The organism is Providencia sp. R33, from assembly GCF_019343475.1.
Classification (GTDB): domain Bacteria; phylum Pseudomonadota; class Gammaproteobacteria; order Enterobacterales; family Enterobacteriaceae; genus Providencia.
The window spans coordinates 3,761,281-3,781,048 of the sequence record NZ_CP072453.1 but is presented as its reverse complement, the minus strand read 5'-3'; the positions used below and the strand labels follow the sequence as shown (position 1 = coordinate 3,781,048).

General features: G+C 43.2%; 12 protein-coding genes, 1 tRNA gene and 3 rRNA genes. 5 read left to right on the top strand and 11 right to left on the bottom strand.

The annotated features are described in order from the left end of the window. The first annotated feature begins 138 nt into the window (after nt 1–138). Nucleotides 139–450 carry a DUF485 domain-containing protein gene (locus J6836_RS17760; RefSeq protein ID WP_219245218.1) on the top strand — a complete coding sequence of 104 codons (312 nt, stop codon included), beginning with the start codon at nt 139–141 and terminating at the stop codon, nt 448–450. Further along, the gene (actP, locus tag J6836_RS17755) at nt 447–2,096 is read left to right on the top strand and encodes a cation/acetate symporter ActP (RefSeq protein ID WP_219245217.1); all 1,650 of its coding nucleotides are present in this window, start codon (nt 447–449) and stop codon (nt 2,094–2,096) included. The genes J6836_RS17760 and actP overlap by 4 nt, the downstream gene beginning before the upstream one ends. Before the next feature lie 185 nt (nt 2,097–2,281). Here actP and J6836_RS17750 read toward each other — a convergent pair whose 3' ends face one another. The 5 genes from J6836_RS17750 to J6836_RS17730 all read right to left on the bottom strand — a co-directional run bounded on the left by J6836_RS17750 (nt 2,282) and on the right by J6836_RS17730 (nt 9,434). Further along, a complete protein-coding gene (locus J6836_RS17750; RefSeq protein WP_219245216.1) occupies nt 2,282–2,710 on the bottom strand; it encodes a type IV secretion system protein in 429 nt (142 codons plus the stop codon). Nucleotides 2,711–4,182: 1,472 nt separating this feature from the next. Further along, nucleotides 4,183–4,298: ribosomal RNA gene (rrf, locus tag J6836_RS17745) — 5S ribosomal RNA — on the bottom strand. A gap of 141 nt (nt 4,299–4,439) precedes the next feature. Then, nucleotides 4,440–7,348 (bottom strand): 23S ribosomal RNA (locus J6836_RS17740). 337 nt (nt 7,349–7,685) lie between these two features. Then, nucleotides 7,686–7,761, bottom strand: a tRNA-Glu gene (locus J6836_RS17735). Between the two features lie 132 nt (nt 7,762–7,893). Beyond that, nucleotides 7,894–9,434 (bottom strand): 16S ribosomal RNA (locus J6836_RS17730). The 16S, 23S and 5S rRNA genes sit together here with 1 tRNA gene alongside, the layout of an rRNA operon. 562 nt (nt 9,435–9,996) lie before the next feature. On the opposite strand from J6836_RS17730, the gene J6836_RS17725 reads away from it, so the two are divergent. After that, nucleotides 9,997–10,689, top strand: a complete 693-nt coding sequence (locus tag J6836_RS17725) for a FadR/GntR family transcriptional regulator (RefSeq protein ID WP_219245215.1) — start codon at nt 9,997–9,999, stop codon at nt 10,687–10,689. A gap of 52 nt (nt 10,690–10,741) precedes the next feature. Next, a complete protein-coding gene (gene mdtD, locus J6836_RS17720) occupies nt 10,742–12,154 on the top strand; it encodes a multidrug transporter subunit MdtD (RefSeq protein ID WP_219245214.1) in 1,413 nt (470 codons plus the stop codon). On the opposite strand, the gene rbsR is transcribed toward mdtD, so the two are convergent. The 6 genes from rbsR to rbsD all read right to left on the bottom strand — a co-directional run bounded on the left by rbsR (nt 12,135) and on the right by rbsD (nt 17,967). Further along, nucleotides 12,135–13,142, bottom strand: coding sequence for a ribose operon transcriptional repressor RbsR (rbsR, locus tag J6836_RS17715; RefSeq protein ID WP_219245213.1), 1,008 nt, complete (start codon nt 13,140–13,142; stop codon nt 12,135–12,137). The genes mdtD and rbsR overlap by 20 nt on opposite strands. A gap of 9 nt (nt 13,143–13,151) precedes the next feature. After that, nucleotides 13,152–14,075 (bottom strand): ribokinase, encoded by a 924-nt coding sequence (rbsK, locus tag J6836_RS17710; protein ID WP_219245212.1) that lies wholly within the window; start codon nt 14,073–14,075, stop codon nt 13,152–13,154. An 82-nt stretch (nt 14,076–14,157) separates the two neighbouring features. Then, nucleotides 14,158–15,048, bottom strand: coding sequence for a ribose ABC transporter substrate-binding protein RbsB (gene rbsB, locus J6836_RS17705; protein ID WP_219245211.1), 891 nt, complete (start codon nt 15,046–15,048; stop codon nt 14,158–14,160). An 18-nt stretch (nt 15,049–15,066) separates the two neighbouring features. Then, the gene (rbsC, locus tag J6836_RS17700; protein ID WP_219245210.1) at nt 15,067–16,029 is read right to left on the bottom strand and encodes a ribose ABC transporter permease; all 963 of its coding nucleotides are present in this window, start codon (nt 16,027–16,029) and stop codon (nt 15,067–15,069) included. Continuing rightward, nucleotides 16,026–17,540: a ribose ABC transporter ATP-binding protein RbsA gene (gene rbsA, locus J6836_RS17695; protein WP_219245209.1), complete on the bottom strand. Its 1,515-nt coding sequence runs from the start codon at nt 17,538–17,540 to the stop codon at nt 16,026–16,028. Before rbsA ends, rbsC begins: the two co-directional genes overlap by 4 nt. 7 nt (nt 17,541–17,547) lie before the next feature. Then, entirely contained in the window at nt 17,548–17,967 is a 420-nt protein-coding gene (gene rbsD / locus J6836_RS17690; protein ID WP_219245208.1) for a D-ribose pyranase, read from the bottom strand. 281 nt (nt 17,968–18,248) lie between these two features. On the opposite strand from rbsD, the gene ravA reads away from it, so the two are divergent. Next, on the top strand, nt 18,249–19,766 hold the full coding sequence (gene ravA / locus J6836_RS17685; protein ID WP_219245207.1) for an ATPase RavA: 1,518 nt from the start codon (nt 18,249–18,251) through the stop codon (nt 19,764–19,766). Nucleotides 19,767–19,768: the final 2 nt, after the last annotated feature.

Sequence of the window (19,768 nt, the reverse complement as noted above, 5' to 3'; positions counted from 1 at the left end):
TCTAAATAATTCGAGGTGCAGCTAGGCGACAAGCGAACGAATCGCGAGGAGCATACATAAGTATGTGACTCGTGTGAGTGAGTGCGGTCAACAAAGCTGCAACTTGAAGAATGACGAGTATAACAGAGGAGAACTCTGATGAATGCTACTGCTTACAAAAAGGTAGAGGATAACCCTCGTTTCAAAGAACTGGTTAGAAAACGTAGTCGCTTTTCATGGTTGTTATCAGTAATAACGCTTGTCCTGTATGTTGGTTTTATTTTTCTTATCGCTTTTGACCCTAGCTGGTTAGGTACACCAATTGCGGAAGGTTCATATATCACTAGAGGGATCCCTGTGGGTGTTGGACTGATCGTCATTTCGTTTGTGTTAACCGGGCTATACGTTATCCGTGCTAATGGTGAATATGACCGTTTAACGGCCGAAATTTTAAAAGAGGTAGAAAAATGAAATATTTGCTCTCACTCATTCTCTTTTTTACCTCATCAATGGCATTTTCCGATGCATTGACAGGGGATGTTGAACGTCAGCCTGTCAATATTCAAGCTATTGTGATGTTCTTGCTGTTCGTCGGTTTTACGTTATATATCACTTATTGGGCGTCGAAAAGAACGCGTTCTCGCTCTGATTACTATACAGCAGGCGGGAAAATTACAGGCTTCCAAAATGGGATGGCAATTGCTGGGGACTTTATGTCTGCCGCATCCTTCTTAGGGATTTCCGCTCTAGTTTATACCTCTGGCTATGATGGGCTAATCTACTCAATTGGTTTCTTAATTGGCTGGCCGATCATTCTATTCTTAATTGCTGAGCGCTTGCGTAATTTAGGTCGCTACACTTTCGCCGACGTTGCATCTTACCGGTTAAAACAAAGGCCGATTCGAATTTTATCTGCTGTCGGTTCGTTGGTCGTCGTTGCACTCTATCTCATCGCTCAAATGGTAGGAGCGGGTAAATTAATCGAATTATTATTCGGTCTTAATTACCATGTTGCTGTTGTGATTGTCGGTATCTTGATGGTGCTGTACGTTCTATTTGGCGGAATGTTAGCGACTACATGGGTACAAATCATCAAAGCAATTTTATTATTAGCAGGTGCGACATTCATGGCAGTAATGGTCATGAAGCACGTCGGCTTTAACTTTAATACCTTATTTAAAGAAGCCGTTGCCGTTCATAAAAATGGTATTGCTATTATGAGCCCTGGGGGACTCGTTTCCGACCCAATATCCGCTTTATCACTCGGCTTAGCATTGATGTTCGGTACGGCAGGTCTTCCTCATATCATTATGCGCTTCTTCACTGTGAGTGATGCAAAAGAAGCTCGTAAGAGCGTGTTCTATGCAACAGGGTTTATCGGTTACTTCTACATTTTAACCTTCATTATTGGTTTCGGTGCGATTGTTCTTGTCAGCTCAAACCCTGCATTTAAAGATGCCGCAGGCGCGCTGATTGGCGGTACCAATATGGCAGCGGTTCACCTTGCTGATGCTGTTGGCGGTAACTTCTTCCTTGGCTTTATCTCTGCGGTTGCTTTCGCCACCATTCTTGCGGTTGTTGCGGGTTTAACACTTGCTGGTGCTTCAGCGGTATCCCATGACCTTTATGCGATGGCGATGAAAAATGGTAAAGCTGACGAAAAAGACGAGTTACGAGTCTCAAAAATTACGGTTGTTATCTTAGGTTTTGTTGCAATTGGACTTGGTATTTTGTTTGAAAAACAAAATATTGCTTTCATGGTTGGTTTAGCCTTCTCTATTGCAGCAAGCTGTAACTTCCCAATTATTTTACTGTCCATGTACTGGCGCAAGCTCACCACTCGCGGTGCATTAGCAGGGGGCTGGTTAGGGCTCACGACGGCAGTCGTCTTAATGATTTTAGGACCAACAATTTGGGTTGGCATCCTACACCATGACAAACCTATCTACCCTTATGAATACCCTGCATTATTCTCTATGATTGTCGCGTTTGTCGCATCTTGGTTATTCTCCATTACGGATAACTCAGAACAAGGCAGAATGGAGAGAGAACGCTTTAAAGAGCAATTTGTTCGTTCACAAATTGGTTTGGGTATTGAACAAGGCAAATCCCACTAAATTTTATCTAGTTGCCACCGAAAATGGCTCAGAATATCGAGCCGTTTTTTTATTATCCATCTTTATCTCTTTCGGAATAAAGGCCATAGTAGGCTCACTAAGACAAAAAAATCCTTCTTTCCATATAGAGAAAAGAAGGAAGTTGATAACATTTAAGGATTTATTTTTATTTTCGTTATTCGTTGCTATCTTGCATAGTGTTGTCTTTCTACATCAGCCCAATTTTCTACCAGTGAATAAAACTCAACTGAATTTGTTTTTCTCTCTTCTTGTAATTTTTTGAATTCTTGTTTATTTTTCGGTGTATAACGAGAAAGTAATTGGTCTAATACAACATGTTTATCTGCAAATTGGGAACCCAATTTTAGCGTTTTAAACAATGCGATAGTGATAATCCCACTGATTACTAACATCCCCACAACAGACGCAAAACTATACTCAATTCCAACGAAATTTCTTGTGGCATTTAGCAGTAAAAAGGGTACAAAAAACATCACTAATAAAGAAAGAATCGTTGCACCATCTTGGCCATTGTTAAACTCATTCTCTTTCTGGTTATTCACAGAAAGAATTTGGTCAAAAATTTTATGGTTAGCGCTTTTGGTTTTATTCATGTGATCCACCTTTGGTACAGAGGTATTGTTTACAAGAAATACAACACATAAGAAGGTATAACTTGCTTAGCAGACCTATCTTTCATATCAAGATGCGAGTTTCTTTCCTTTGAAAATTTCACTTATAAGCAAACTTCATCTATAACGCGATTACTAGATACGCCATTAACTACTTTGAAATAGTATAAATGCAAGTAAATGAAACATCAATTTAACAATTTTTATATAAAAAAATAAACAATTGCCTATTTTTTTACCCAATATTCGCTCACAGAATAAGGTTTTATCATATGAGTAAAATTGATTAATATTCTTTTATTTATTGATTTTTATAGCTTTACCGTTTAAAAAATGGACATTTCTGACCCGTTAATTAAAACCATTAAAACCATAAAAACCATAAAAACCATAAAATTGATAAACATTATATAACGGGATCAGAACAAACAAGCTAGATAATTACGTTAAGTCATTATTATTTTTAATAGATCATAATTTATCTATTACTAATGAGATAAAAAGTAGCCGTAAATGAAAACCACCTATCTTTTAACCTACCTACTCCATAAATAGATTTATCGCTATAGCGATTATCTATGCATAGACGCAATCAATTGAATGGTAAAAGTAGAATAAAAACGCGGGAACAATAAGCAATGTGATAACACAAGTTAATTGCTGAGTGGATTATTGTTCAGCAATGATAAAAAGTGCCATAAACCACAGGTTAACAGGTTAGTTGCTGAGTGAACGATTAATTAGCTTACGATTTTTTGTCTTCTTCCACTTTTAATCACAATAAGTTACGAGTTAAGTAAACAAAAAGAATACCAATTAACCACTATCAAACCTGTATAAGTGGCAAAAGTGCCATAAACAGCTAAATTAGTTGCTGAGTGGATTATTGATTAACAATAACAAGAAGTGGCATAAATACAGAAGACGATTTTCGATGAGAAAAGGGAGGATAATGGAAGCTAACCTGATGAAAATCGTGATAACCTCGATAATTGCTTAGCCTATTATTGATTAACGATGATAAAAAGCGCCAAAAATACATAGATTAATTGCTAAGTGAACTACTGATAAGCTTATGATTAACTGACGAGGGGCTTTATCGCTTCATTTTCAGGCCTTACCCTCGCTAAAAAGACAGCGCCAACAATAAGAATACCCGCTAATCTACATCAACTTCACTTACTCAACTACAGTACCATAAACAGATAAGTTAGTTGCTGAGTGGATTATTGAATAACAATGATAAAAAATTCCTAGATAAATAAGTTAATTGCTAAGTGGATCATTGATTAACTTATGGCTTTTGAGTCTCTTCCTCTTTCAACCATAAAAAATAACGGGCAGAGTAAACAAAGCGAAGCATACCGAACAGCTCAACTACCGTAAACTGCGTCATTTTTATTTCCCCAAACGCAAAAAAGCCACCCATTGGGTGGCTTTCTCACTAATTTAATGTCTGGCAGTTCCCTACTCTCACATGGGGAGACCCCACACTACCATCGGCGCTACGGCGTTTCACTGCTGAGTTCGGCATGGGGTCAGGTGGGACCACCGCGCTATTGCCGCCAGACAAATTCGGTTCGTTCCCGTTTAGCATCATTTCTCACTAAACCAGAACTTCAATCTTGAACAAGCTGTGTGTCCTTCACCTTTCGGCTTCTCACGCCCTTTGAAAATCAACTCAATCTCTCTAAAACACCTTCGGTGTTGTCAGGTTAAGCCTCACGGTTCATTAGTATTGGTTAGCTCAACGTATCGCTACGCTTACACACCCAACCTATCAACGTCTTAGTCTTAAACGTTCCTTTAGGACCCTTAAAGGGTCAGGGAAGACTCATCTCAAGGCAAGTTTCCCGCTTAGATGCTTTCAGCGGTTATCTTTTCCGCACTTAGCTACCGGGCAATGCCATTGGCATGACAACCCGAACACCAGTGGTGCGTCCACTCCGGTCCTCTCGTACTAGGAGCAGCCCCTTTCAATCTTCCAACGCCCACGGCAGATAGGGACCGAACTGTCTCACGACGTTCTAAACCCAGCTCGCGTACCACTTTAAACGGCGAACAGCCGTACCCTTGGGACCTACTTCAGCCCCAGGATGTGATGAGCCGACATCGAGGTGCCAAACACCGCCGTCGATATGAACTCTTGGGCGGTATCAGCCTGTTATCCCCGGAGTACCTTTTATCCGTTGAGCGATGGCCCTTCCATTCAGAACCACCGGATCACTAAGACCTACTTTCGTACCTGCTCGAGCCGTCACTCTCGCAGTCAAGCTGGCTTATGCCTTTGCACTAACCGCATGATGTCCGACCATGCTTAGCCAACCTTCGTGCTCCTCCGTTACTCTTTGGGAGGAGACCGCCCCAGTCAAACTACCCACCAGACACTGTCCGCACCCCGGATAACGGGGCAACGTTAGAACATCAAACATTAAAGGGTGGTATTTCAAGGTTGGCTCCACGCAGACTGGCGTCCACGCTTCGAAGCCTCCCACCTATCCTACACATCAAGGCTCAATGTTCAGTGTCAAGCTATAGTAAAGGTTCACGGGGTCTTTCCGTCTTGCCGCGGGTACACTGCATCTTCACAGCGAGTTCAATTTCACTGAGTCTCGGGTGGAGACAGCCTGGCCATCATTACGCCATTCGTGCAGGTCGGAACTTACCCGACAAGGAATTTCGCTACCTTAGGACCGTTATAGTTACGGCCGCCGTTTACTGGGGCTTCGATCAAGAGCTTCTCCTTACGGATAACCCCATCAATTAACCTTCCAGCACCGGGCAGGCGTCACACCGTATACGTCCACTTTCGTGTTTGCACAGTGCTGTGTTTTTAATAAACAGTTGCAGCCAGCTGGTATCTGCGACTGGCTTCAGCTCCATGGGTAAACCACTTCACCTAGCGCCAGCGTGCCTTCTCCCGAAGTTACGGCACCATTTTGCCTAGTTCCTTCACCCGAGTTCTCTCAAGCGCCTGAGTATTCTCTACCTGACCACCTGTGTCGGTTTGGGGTACGATTAATGATAATCTAGAGCTTAGAGGCTTTTCCTGGAAGCGGGGTATGAGCTACTTCGCCACCGTAGTGACTCGTCATCAGACCTCAGCATATAGTGAACCGGATTTGCCTAATTCACCTGCCTACATCCTTAAACCGGGACAACCGTCGCCCGGCCAGCCTAACCTTCTCCGTCCCCCCATCGCAATTATCACCAGTACGGGAATATTAACCCGTTTCCCATCGACTACGCATTTCTGCCTCGCCTTAGGGGTCGACTCACCCTGCCCCGATTAACGTTGGACAGGAACCCTTGGTCTTCCGGCGTGCGGGTTTTTCACCCGCATTATCGTTACTTATGTCAGCATTCGCACTTCTGATACCTCCAGCATGCCTCACAGCACACCTTCACAGGCTTACAGAACGCTCCCCTACCCAACAATATCTAAATATCGCTGCCGCAGCTTCGGTGCATAGTTTAGCCCCGTTACATCTTCCGCGCAGGCCGACTCGACCAGTGAGCTATTACGCTTTCTTTAAATGATGGCTGCTTCTAAGCCAACATCCTGGCTGTCTGAGCCTTCCCACTTCGTTTCCCACTTAACTATGACTTTGGGACCTTAGCTGGCGGTCTGGGTTGTTTCCCTCTTCACGACGAACGTTAGCACCCGCCGTGTGTCTCCCGTGATAACATTCTTCGGTATTCGTAGTTTGCATCGAGTTGGTAAGTCGGGATGACCCCCTAGTCGAAACAGTGCTCTACCCCCGAAGATGAGTTCACGAGGCGCTACCTAAATAGCTTTCGGGGAGAACCAGCTATCTCCCGGTTTGATTGGCCTTTCACCCCCAGCCACAAGTCATCCGCTAATTTTTCAACATTAGTCGGTTCGGTCCTCCAGTTAGTGTTACCCAACCTTCAACCTGCCCATGGCTAGATCACCGGGTTTCGGGTCTATACCCTGCAACTCATTCGCCCAGTTAAGACTCGGTTTCCCTACGGCTCCCCTATACGGTTAACCTTGCTACAGAATATAAGTCGCTGACCCATTATACAAAAGGTACGCAGTCACCCTGATAAATCAAGGCTCCCACTGCTTGTACGTACACGGTTTCAGGTTCTATTTCACTCCCCTCGCCGGGGTTCTTTTCGCCTTTCCCTCACGGTACTGGTTCACTATCGGTCAATCAGGAGTATTTAGCCTTGGAGGATGGTCCCCCCATATTCAGACAGGATAACACGTGTCCCGCCCTACTCGTCGAGTTCACAACACTAACACCTTCGGATACGGGGCTATCACCCTTTACTGCCGGCCTTTCCAGACCGTTCTCCTGATGCTAATGCTGATTAAGACTCTGGGCTGCTCCCCGTTCGCTCGCCGCTACTAGGGGAATCTCGGTTGATTTCTTTTCCTCGAGGTACTGAGATGTTTCAGTTCCCTCGGTTCGCCTCGTTTGACTATGTATTCATCAAACGATAGTGCAACGAATTGCACTGGGTTTCCCCATTCGGACATCGTCGGTTATAACGGTTCATATCACCTTACCGACGCTTTTCGCAGATTAGCACGTCCTTCATCGCCTCTGATTGCCTAGGCATCCACCGTGTACGCTTAGTCGCTTAACCTCACAACCCGAAGGTGTCTTCTTACAACGAGTGACTGCACATCATGATTTCTTCGTTGGGCAGTGCGCGCAATGCTCACGTACTTTAAGTACGCTGCGCTTGCTGTGCGCTGACCGCCTCGAACTCATGTCGTTCGTCGACTCGATGCTTCAGAGAAGCACATTCAAGTTGAGATTTTTGAGAGACTCTCACATTGTTTAAGCGATAAACAATGTGTGTTGTTTTCAATTTTCAGCTTGTTCCAGATTGTTAAAGAGCATAATTGTTAAACCAACTATTTACATAATTGGCTTAATCATTATTGGGGACATCGTCTTTCACTCGATATCGGCGCAATTGGCGTCCCCTAGGGGATTCGAACCCCTGTTACCGCCGTGAAAGGGCGGTGTCCTAGGCCTCTAGACGAAGGGGACACAAGATATTGCACAAAACATGCGGTATCTCATGTAAGTCCTATTCTCTCGAATAAGTCTCCCACGTATAGCCTATTGCTCTACTTTCTATCAGACAATCTGTGTGAGCACTTCACAAAAACACTTCAATGGTAAGGAGGTGATCCAACCGCAGGTTCCCCTACGGTTACCTTGTTACGACTTCACCCCAGTCATGAATCACAAAGTGGTAAGCGCCCTCCCGAAGGTTAAGCTACCTACTTCTTTTGCAACCCACTCCCATGGTGTGACGGGCGGTGTGTACAAGGCCCGGGAACGTATTCACCGTAGCATTCTGATCTACGATTACTAGCGATTCCGACTTCATGGAGTCGAGTTGCAGACTCCAATCCGGACTACGACGTACTTTATGAGTTCCGCTTGCTCTCGCGAGGTCGCTTCTCTTTGTATACGCCATTGTAGCACGTGTGTAGCCCTACTCGTAAGGGCCATGATGACTTGACGTCATCCCCACCTTCCTCCGGTTTATCACCGGCAGTCTCCTTTGAGTTCCCACCATGACGTGCTGGCAACAAAGGATAAGGGTTGCGCTCGTTGCGGGACTTAACCCAACATTTCACAACACGAGCTGACGACAGCCATGCAGCACCTGTCTCAGAGTTCCCGAAGGCACTAAAGCATCTCTGCTAAATTCTCTGGATGTCAAGAGTAGGTAAGGTTCTTCGCGTTGCATCGAATTAAACCACATGCTCCACCGCTTGTGCGGGCCCCCGTCAATTCATTTGAGTTTTAACCTTGCGGCCGTACTCCCCAGGCGGTCGATTTAACGCGTTAGCTCCGAAAGCCACTCCTCAAGGGAACAACCTTCAAATCGACATCGTTTACAGCGTGGACTACCAGGGTATCTAATCCTGTTTGCTCCCCACGCTTTCGCACCTGAGCGTCAGTCTTTGTCCAGGGGGCCGCCTTCGCCACCGGTATTCCTCCACATCTCTACGCATTTCACCGCTACACATGGAATTCTACCCCCCTCTACAAGACTCTAGCTAACCAGTTTTAGATGCCATTCCCAGGTTAAGCCCGGGGATTTCACATCTAACTTAATTAACCGCCTGCGTGCGCTTTACGCCCAGTAATTCCGATTAACGCTTGCACCCTCCGTATTACCGCGGCTGCTGGCACGGAGTTAGCCGGTGCTTCTTCTGTCGGTAACGTCAATCGTTGATGATATTAGCATCAACGCCTTCCTCCCGACTGAAAGTACTTTACAACCCTAGGGCCTTCTTCATACACGCGGCATGGCTGCATCAGGCTTGCGCCCATTGTGCAATATTCCCCACTGCTGCCTCCCGTAGGAGTCTGGGCCGTGTCTCAGTCCCAGTGTGGCTGATCATCCTCTCAGACCAGCTAGGGATCGTCGCCTAGGTGAGCCATTACCTCACCTACTAGCTAATCCCATATGGGTTCATCCGATAGCGCAAGGACCGAAGTTCCCCTGCTTTGCTCCTGAGAGATTATGCGGTATTAGCCACCGTTTCCAGTAGTTATCCCCCTCTATCGGGCAGATCCCCATACATTACTCACCCGTCCGCCGCTCGTCAGCGAGAAGCAAGCTTCCCCTGTTACCGCTCGACTTGCATGTGTTAGGCCTGCCGCCAGCGTTCAATCTGAGCCATGATCAAACTCTTCAATTAAAAAGCTTGATGCTCAAAGAATGTTTACTGTCGTATGTCTTCTTGCGAAAACATATTACCTATTAGTTCATATATATGAATTAACGTGTTAGTCACTCTTCAAGACTTAAAATCAAATATTTTTTTGATAGTGTCCTGTGAGTGCCCACACAGATTGTCTGATAAATTGTTAAAGAGCGTTGCAGCATTTCGTATTGAAATTTGACCTTCTGGGTCGTTGCTGCGAGGTGACGTATATTACGTTTTTCTTTTAGAAAGTCAAGTATTTATTTTCAACTTTTTCTTTCTTCACACCGTGTTATCACTTACTTTTTCAAGTTTGGCTTAAGGCTTTCTTTTTCTAACCTCACCACCGAAGCGGTTTGCCGTGACAACGGATGCGCATTATAGGGAGACGAAAAAATCTCGCAAGTGTTTTTTTGCATTTTTATTTTGTTCGCGTTTTTTTTAGCCAAAAATGGAGTTCTAAGCTAAATCACACCCAGCAATTGACTATTTCAGCAGCAATTTTCCCTTTACTCACGTAATATAGGCATCCAAGAAATAAGATTTGAGATGAATTATGGAATTAAGTAAGCAACAAACGGCTTCGCAAAAAAATCGTTCTTATATTATTGCAGAAAATCTTGGCCAACAGATTTTAACAAGCGCCTATTTGCCTGATTCCATTTTACCTAGTGAATTAGAGTTATCAGAAAAGTTCCAAGCCAGCCGAACGGCAATAAGGGAAGCCATTAAAATATTAGCAGCTAAAGGCATGGTATTAGCACGTCCTAAAATAGGCACTCGTATTATGCCCTCATCAAATTGGAATTTTTTAGATCAAGATTTATTAACTTGGTGGGCAAATAGTGAAGAACAATCCGTTGTGATTAAACATTTCAAAATTGTTCGCCTCGCCATTGAGCCACAAGCTTGTTATCTTGCAGCCATACATGCTACACCCGAACAGAAACAATCTTTACAGCTTTTAGCGAATGAAATGCTGTTACTCGCGAAAGAGTTTGATAGGGAACGTTGGGTAAAGGTGGATTACTATTTTCATTTAACCATTTATAAAGCCTGTGCAAACCCGTTTTTAATTTCTTTCGCTAATTTATTTCGTTCTATTTACCAGCGCTACTTCGATGTTATTACTGACAATGAAGTTATTGAAGTTGATATCCACCAGCAATTAGCGGATGCCATTATCCAAGGTCAAAGTACTAAAGCACTCGATTTTTGCTATAAACTATTAACAGTAAACGAAAAATAACCTAACAAGATAACTTCCCCTTGTGGGCTTTAACTTTTTAGATAGGTAACCGATGTTCAAGACAGCCAAAAATATGTCCGGCCTTCCATGGATTGCGGCAATGGCCTTTTTCATGCAGGCGCTCGATGCCACTATTTTGAATACGGCTTTACCTGATATTGCGAAAAGCCTGCATCATTCTCCCCTTGCAATGCAATCAGCCGTTGTTAGTTATACTTTAACCGTTGCATTATTGATCCCTATAAGTGGATGGTTTGCTGATCGGTTTGGTACTCGCCGTATCTTTATTTTAGCCGTTTCATTATTCTCTTTCGGTTCTTTACTTTGCGCCCTTTCCCCATCACTGAATTTTTTAGTGACTTCTCGGGTTATTCAAGGGATTGGCGGGGCAATGATGATGCCAGTTGCTCGATTAGCATTAATCAGGGCTTATCCACGTAGTGAGTTATTGCCAATATTAAATTTTGTGACCATCCCAGGATTAATTGGGCCAATATTAGGCCCACTGTTAGGTGGCATATTGGTTACTTATGCCACATGGCATTGGATATTTATTATTAATATTCCTATTGGTGTTTTGGGTGTTTTTTATGCTTTAAAGCATATGCCTGATTTTAAAATGCCAAAACGTAAATTTGATACACTCGGCTTTTTATTATTTGGTTTTGGTTTAGTCATGCTTTCCGTTAGCTTAGATTTATTTGGCGATAAAGCATTACCTACATCTATCCCTGCAGCCATTGTTGGTGGTGGTTTTCTTTTCTTATTATTGTACGTATTTCATGCAAGACGTATTAAGCATGCCATCATCCCATTAAATTTATTTAAAACTCGCACGTTTTCGATTGGTATCAGTGGCAATATTGCAACACGTTTAGGGACGGGCAGTATTCCATTTTTAATGCCATTAATGCTGCAAGTTGGATTTGGCTATGAAGCGGTTGTCGCGGGGATGATGATGGCGCCATTGGCGATTGGCTCAATAACAGCAAAATCAGGTGTAACAAAAATCCTCACTAAGTATGGCTACCGTAATACATTATTTGTGATCACAGTAATTATTGGGTTAATGATTGCCCAATTCTCATTGCAATCACCTAATATGTCGATTTATCTGTTGGTTGTACCGCTATTCATTTTGGGAATGGTGATGTCAGTACAGTTTACTGCGATGAATACGATTTGCTTGGCTGATTTAACTGACAATAATGCCAGTGCGGGAAATAGTATGTTAGCCGTAACCCAACAGCTATCGATTAGCTTTGGTATTGCCGTAAGCGCAGCGATATTAAATTTCTATGATGGGCAGCCCAATAGTAATACCGTGGATAATTTCCATTATACCTTTATTACTATTGGTGTGATTACACTGGTTTCTGCTTTTGTCTTCTTATTATTAAGTAAAACCGATGGTGATAACTTAATTAAAGGAAAAACAAAAAAAACTAAGAACTCACCTTCTTAACAGACTGGCGCTCTATAAGCTCAGGGGTAAGCACTAACACACCAGTCTCTGCCTCTGGGTTATCCATTCGATAAATCAGTTGGCTAACTGCTTGCTGCCCTAACTCATCTTTTGGCTGATGAATGGTTGTTAAGGGTGGGATCATATAAGAAGAAAGGTCGATATCATCGTAACCAACTATCGAAATATCATCAGGGACTTTCATTCCTTTTTGAAATATCGCCTGATAAGCCCCAACCGCCATCGCATCATTACCCGCGAAAATGGCTTGAGGCGGGACAGGTAACTCAAGTAATGCATTCATTGACTCAAAGCCACCAGCGAATTCAAAATCACTGAAAATCAGATAATCTTCATTAACTTTAATACCTGCATCATTCATAGCTTGAATAAAGCCTTGATGACGAGCTCTTGCAGGTGATTTATCTTGCGGCCCTGCAATGCAAGCAATACGAGTGAACCCTGCATCAATTAAATAGCGAGTGGCGATTTCGCCCCCTAAAAATGAGTTATCTTGAATAACATCACCACCAGATTCAAATGGCGACCAGTCCATCATCACCGTCGGTACCGCCGGATAGCGAGCCAATACTTCTTTTGATGGCCCTTGGACTTCAGTACACATGATCAATAGCCCATCAACCCGCTTTTGTAACAAGGTTTCTAAGCTATGATTCATCCGTTGAAGATCGCCCTCAGTGTTGCACAAAATCAAACTATAACCGCGCTCGTAGCAACTCCGTTCTACACCTCGCACCACTTCCGCATAAAATGGATTGTTACTGGTTGTCAGTAACATTCCAATGGTATTCGTGCGATTCATTTTTAAGCTTCTCGCCAATGCCGAAGGGGCGTAATTTAGCTCTTCGATAGCATTTTTAACGCGTAGAGTAATACTCTCACTGACGTAGCGATTTTGATTAATAACGTGAGAGACGGTGGATGTCGACACACCCGCAAGGCGAGCCACATCTTTCATTGTTGCCACAAGTTAATCCTATTGAGCTAAAAATTGGTCAATTTCTTTACGCCATGGAACCGAAGGTTGAGCACCTGGGCGAGTAACCGCTATCGCCGCCGCTGCATGGGCAAAAATAATCGCGTCTTCGTCAGCCTTACCTTCCAGTAAAGCGGTAACGTACGCCCCATTGAATGTATCACCTGCCGCAATAGTATCCACTGCTTTTACGCGAAACCCAGCAATTATTTTACCTTGTGCACCTTTTTCACTGTACCAAACCCCACGAGCACCTAAGGTAATCATCACTTTGCTGATCCCTTTTTGATGTAATGCTTCTGCCGCCGCTTGGGCGCCTTGATCATCATTAACGGCAATACCCGTTAGATGCTCCGCTTCGGTTTCATTCGGCGTGATAATATCCACCAGCGTTAATAATGAGTCTGGTAATGATTGTGCTGGAGCTGGATTTAAAATGACTTGAGTATTGTTTTTCTTCGCAATTTCAGCGGCCATCTGAACAGTTTCAATCGGTGATTCAAGCTGCATTAAGACGGCATCCGCTTCAATAATTTTTTGCTGATATTGCGTGAGTCTCTGCGTTGTTAGTTGCGCATTGGCACCCGCATTGATACCAATAATGTTTTCGCCTTGTTGATTCACATAAATCAGTGCCACACCCGTCGTTTCATCTTTAATCGCATCAATACACTCTGTTTTGATATTATCGAGATGAAGCTGTTTTTTAATACTTGCACCAATGTCGTCATCACCTACACAGGCTATAAATGTTATGTCAGCACCGCTACGACCTGCAGCCACAGCTTGGTTTGCGCCTTTTCCACCAAAAGCAACTTGATAACTGTCACCACGAACGGTTTCACCCGGTTGTGGAAATTGCTTAACATTCAAAATATGATCAGCATTAATACTACCCAGTACCACCAGCTTTGCTGCACCCATAACATTTATATCCTTTTTATTGTGACTTCATAACCACAAAACCAATAAACCGCCGCAAAGCTATAGCGGCGGTTATTTTATCTTATTGTTTTACCACTAATTCCAATTCAACAGGAACGGTAGCGTCAACTTTTTCGCCTTTTAAGATTTTATCGGCAATTTGTACGCCAACAATACCAATTTGATCTGGACGCTGTGCGATTGTTGCACCTAATTTCCCGCCCTCTACCGCTTTAATGCCATCATTAGTGCCATCGAAACCGACGACTAAAACATCAGTACGGCCCGCTGTTTGTAGTGCTCTTAATGCACCTAGCGCCATTTCGTCATTTTGTGCGAAGACCGCTTGAACCGCAGGGTGTGCAGTTAGCAGGTTTTGCATAACGTTAAGGCCTTTTGTTCTATCGAAATCAGCAGGCTGGCTCGCCAGTAAATTAAATTTGTGCTCTTTCGCACCTGTATTAAAGCCCTCACCACGCTCACGCGCTGCTGAAGTACCTGAAATACCTTCTAATTGGATAACTTTGGCTTCATTACCTGTTTTTTGTGCAATGTAATCGGCCGCCATTTTACCGCCCATACGGTTATCAGAAGCAACGTGGCTGACGACTTCACCTTTATTAGCGGCTCTGTCTAAGGTAATAACAGGAATTTTTGCTTTGTTTGCCATTAGGATAGAGTTACCCACCGCATCAGAGTCTGTTGGGTTGATTAACATCAGTTTTGTTCCACGAACCGTTAAGTCCTGCACGTTTGCCAATTCTTTTGCTGGGTTATCTTGTGAATCTAGAACGATCAATTCATAGCCCAGTCTGTCTGCCTCTTTTTGTGCGCTATCTTTCATCGTCACAAAGAAAGGGTTGTTCAGTGTTGAAATCACTAACGCAATGCTGTCTTTTGCCATCGCATTGACGCTAACGGTTGCACTCAGTGCAACAGCTGATAACAATGTAGCTAATTTATTCAGTTTCATAATCGTTTTCCTGTAGGGTTATTTTTTATTATCAACAAGTACCGCAAGTAAGATGACGACCGCTTTGACAATCATCTGATAGTTCGACGAAATACCTAATAAGTTTAAGCCATTGTTTAAGAAACCAAGGATCAGCGCACCAATCAACGTACCGACAATGCGCCCTTTTCCGCCCGCAAGGCTTGTACCACCGAGTACAACAGCGGCTATAGCATCTAGCTCATACCCATTACCTGCCATGGGTTGTGCCGATGACAAACGTGCAACTTCAATCACACTTGCCAGTGCCGCCAGCAAACCACATAAGGCATAAACAATAATTTTGATGCGGTCGACGTTAATGCCTGATAAGCGAGTTGCCGCTTCATTGCCACCTAACGCATAGATATAACGGCCTAATCGAGTGTGGTGCAACATGTACCATGCCGCAACAAATACAATGATCATTAACCAAACTGGGGTAGGAATACCTAATGGGCGGCCAATACCAAACCAGCCAAACAAATCTGCATTATCACTAAAGCCCGTGTTTATCGGGCTACCATCGGTATACACACGAGTCACGCCACGCAATAAAAGCATCATCACCAATGTTGCGATAAAGGCTTGGACTTTCCCTTTCGCAACAATAATCCCTGTACATGCGCCAATTGCCGCTCCCAGCGCTAATGCGCCAGCAACGGCAACCAAGGCATTGACTTCCGCCCCAACCATCGATGCAGCAACCGCGCCCGTCAGTGCAAGTAATGAGCCCACTGACAGGTCAATCCCTGATGTTAAGATAACCAACGTCATGCCTACCGCCATGATGGCGTTCACCGACGTTTGCTGCAAAATATTGAATAGGTTATTCACCGTAAAAAAATTAGGGCTTAATGTTGATACGATGGCAATTAAGACTAATAGCGCAATTAACGATTTTTGTTCCATCAGCCAAGCTTTGCTGAACCAGCGTTTTGATGATGCAGTTGTTGAACTCATACTGATAACTCCTGAACTGAGCCGTAATTTTTACCCACTGCGGCAGCCATTAAGGCTTCCTGAGTCGCTTCTTTGGCAGTAAATTCACCGCTGATATGACCTTCGTGCATCACCAAAATGCGGTCACTCATTCCAATCACTTCAGGCATTTCTGAAGAGACTAAAATGATGCTCAGCCCTTCTTTCTTAAATTGGTTAATTAGCTGATAAATCTCTTTTTTTGCCCCAACATCAACACCACGTGTTGGTTCATCAAGGATCAACACTTTTGGTCTGGTCATCAACCCTCGGGCGATAGCCACTTTTTGTTGATTCCCGCCAGAAAGGTTACCAATGATTTGGTTCATAGATGGGGTTTTAATATTGAAAAGGCGAATAAAGTCACTGACCGTTTGTTGCTCTTCGCCATGTTTAAGTGAACCACCCGTGCGGCTGAAATAACGTAAAGCCGTCAACGACATATTTTCTTTGACTGACATGCCTAACACTAATCCATCGCGTTTACGGTCTTCTGAAATGTACACAATACCGCTATTTAGGCCATCTTGCGGGGTTTTCAAGTTAACAGGGTTGCCTTCCAACCTAATCGAACCTGATTTCTTGGAAGCTGCGCCGTAGATGATTTTCATCAGCTCGGTTCGCCCTGCGCCCATTAACCCTGAAACACCTAAAATTTCACCACTTTTCAACGTGAAGCTGGCGTTTGTAACTCCGGGACCTGATACATTTTCTAGCTGTAAGCGGGTATCACCCGCTTGAACATCAATGCGCGGGTATTGGTCTTCAAGTTTTCTTCCCACCATCATTTCAATCAGTTTTTCTTCTTCTAATTCGCTAACGGGTTTTTCGCCAATAAACTGACCATCACGAAACACGGTAACATCGTCGCAAATTTCAAAGATTTCTTTTAACCGGTGAGAGATATAAACAATACCGCAGCCTTGTGCTTTTAAGTCTTCGATAACGCGGAATAATGATTCTGTTTCCGTATCAGTAAGCGCATCCGTTGGTTCATCCATGATGATCACTTGAGATTGGAAACTAAGAACTTTAGCAATTTCTACCATTTGCTGTTCACCAATCGAAAGTTCAGCAATGGTTTGGTGGCTGTCATAATCAAGGTTGAGGCGTTTAAGCAGTTTGTCTGATTCACTGAACATTTTTTTCCAGTCAATTTTGCCAAACGCACTAACAAATTCGCGCCCAAGGAAAATATTTTCTGCGATAGTCAACTCAGGGATCAGGTTTAATTCTTGGTGAATAATACCAATACCCGCCTCTTGGGAGCTTTTTGGCCCATTGAACGCCACTTCTTTGCCAAGAAAGCGAATTTTACCTGCATCTTTTTGATAGATACCAGTGAGCACTTTCATCATGGTTGACTTGCCAGCCCCATTTTCCCCCACCAGCGCCATGACTTTTCCGGGGTAGACATTTAATGTCGCACCGCTGAGCGCTTTCACGCCCGGAAATGATTTATCGATACCGATAAGTTCTAATAAAGGTTGCATAGTCACCTCAGAAAGTCACACCAGAACACAAGATTACATTCGCAAATGGCGAGCATTCCCCTGTTCTAATGACCGCTTTGCTGTCATGGGTCAGCTGTTTAAAACGTTCATGACTGCAATAGATGATTTCAATTTGATTGCCTTGCTCAGTTTGTAGGTCATTCAAATGCGTTAAAATAGCCGTTTCCATAATGGGATTCATTGCACTAATTTCTTCTGCAATAATCGCTTTTTCGACCTGCATTTCTTGCGTAACCACTCGCAAAACAGCCATGAAATCAGGTAACCCTTGCGTTATCGCTAAATCAATCCGCTCAGGCCCCGTTGAAATGGGTAAACCTGCATCCGCCAGTGTGATTTGGTCGGTATGACCTAATTTTGCAATCACTGAAGTAATATTGGCATTAAGCAGAACACCTTTTTTCATTTTTTCACCGCCATTTCTGATAAGCGAAACGTTTCGCTTATCTAATAATAGTTTAGATAAGTCACAACTCAATATTGATAGTCGATATTTGTGATCATCATCGAAACGTTTCGTTAGCGAGTGATAAGCTTAAAAACAATAACTTATTGAATCACTTATAGCTGAATCGTTTTTTCTTGTTTTTTGGGGTACATCAAAGAAAAATGGAAAAAATGGCCGCAGTATGTAATAAAAGGAATTGATAGCCTTTATCAATAACTCTCCAATAGAAAGGAACTGTTATGCAACTTGCTGAGCGTATCGCCCAACTGAGTAATTACCTTGAAAGCGGTTTGTATGAACGCCAACAGGCAATACGCTTGTGTTTATTAGCCACACTCAGTGGTGAAAGTGTCTTTCTATTAGGCCCTCCAGGTATTGCGAAAAGCTTAATTGCGCGGAGAATGAAATATGCTTTTCGTCATGCACATGCATTTGAATACTTAATGACGCGCTTTTCGACGCCTGAAGAAATTTTTGGCCCCTTATCCATTCAAGCCCTCAAAGATGAAGGGCGCTATGAACGTCTAACTAAAGGTTATTTGCCTGATGCTGAAGTGGTTTTTTTAGATGAGATCTGGAAAGCGGGCCCTGCTATTCTCAATACGCTATTAACGGCAATCAATGAACGCAAATTCCGTAATGGCGATGAAGAAAAATCCATTCCCATGCGTTTGCTCGTCACGGCTTCAAACGAGTTGCCTGATGCAGATAATAGTTTAGAAGCCCTTTTTGACCGTATGTTAGTGCGTATTTGGCTTGATAAAGTGCAGGAAAAACAAAACTTCCGTGCATTGTTGACGGGAAAATCGTCGTTAGAAGGATCCCAAGTTCCTGAACATTTAAAAATCAGCGATGAAGAATACCAACAGTGGCAACAAGAAATCCCTAAAATTACGCTACCCGATCACTGTTTTGAGCTGATCTATCAACTGCGCCAGCAATTAGATGCCACTGATAAGCACGTTTATGTCTCAGATAGGCGCTGGAAAAAAGCGGTATACTTATTACAGGCAAGTGCATTTTTCAATGGCCGTAGCAGTGTCTCTCCCCTTGATATTGTGCTTTTAAAAGATTGCCTGTGGCATGATATGCAATCGATGAATGCATTACCGCGATTAATTCAATCCCTTTTACAAGAAGAGGGTTGGCAGCAGCGTAAATTTACCCGTGAAATTGAGCAAATTTACCAACAATGGATGTCATCTACACAAGATCAAAATAGCCAAGATGCTTTTAAAGTGAATAAAAACAATGCGATGTTTGCTCGTAAGGCCTCGTATGTGTTACCTGAGCATATTCATGAAGGGCGGATCACGCTGTTTTTACATCGACCATTGCAACTGCATAATATGAAAGTGACGTTTGTTACCACAGACAAAAAAGCACTCACTTTATTTTTAAATAAAGGCACGACATTATCTGCACATTTAAATGGTATTGGTTTTGCACAAGAAATTGCTGCAGAGGTGAATAATTTAAATCAGATACAGTTATTGGATATTAGCCATCAATCATCAACCTTATATATCCAAGATAAAACAGCCACACAAACCTCCACATCAAATAACCAAGAATGGTTAGATAAGCTGGATAAAATTCAATCCGATATCCAATCTGCCCGTTATCAATTTGAAAAACAGCAACCCAACCTTTTTATTGAAGCCCATTGGCTGGCGGATATTGAACAAAGTTTTCTGCAACTTGCAGAGAAATTAACGCAATTACGCAACCAAATCACAGGCAAAGTGGCCGAATAATT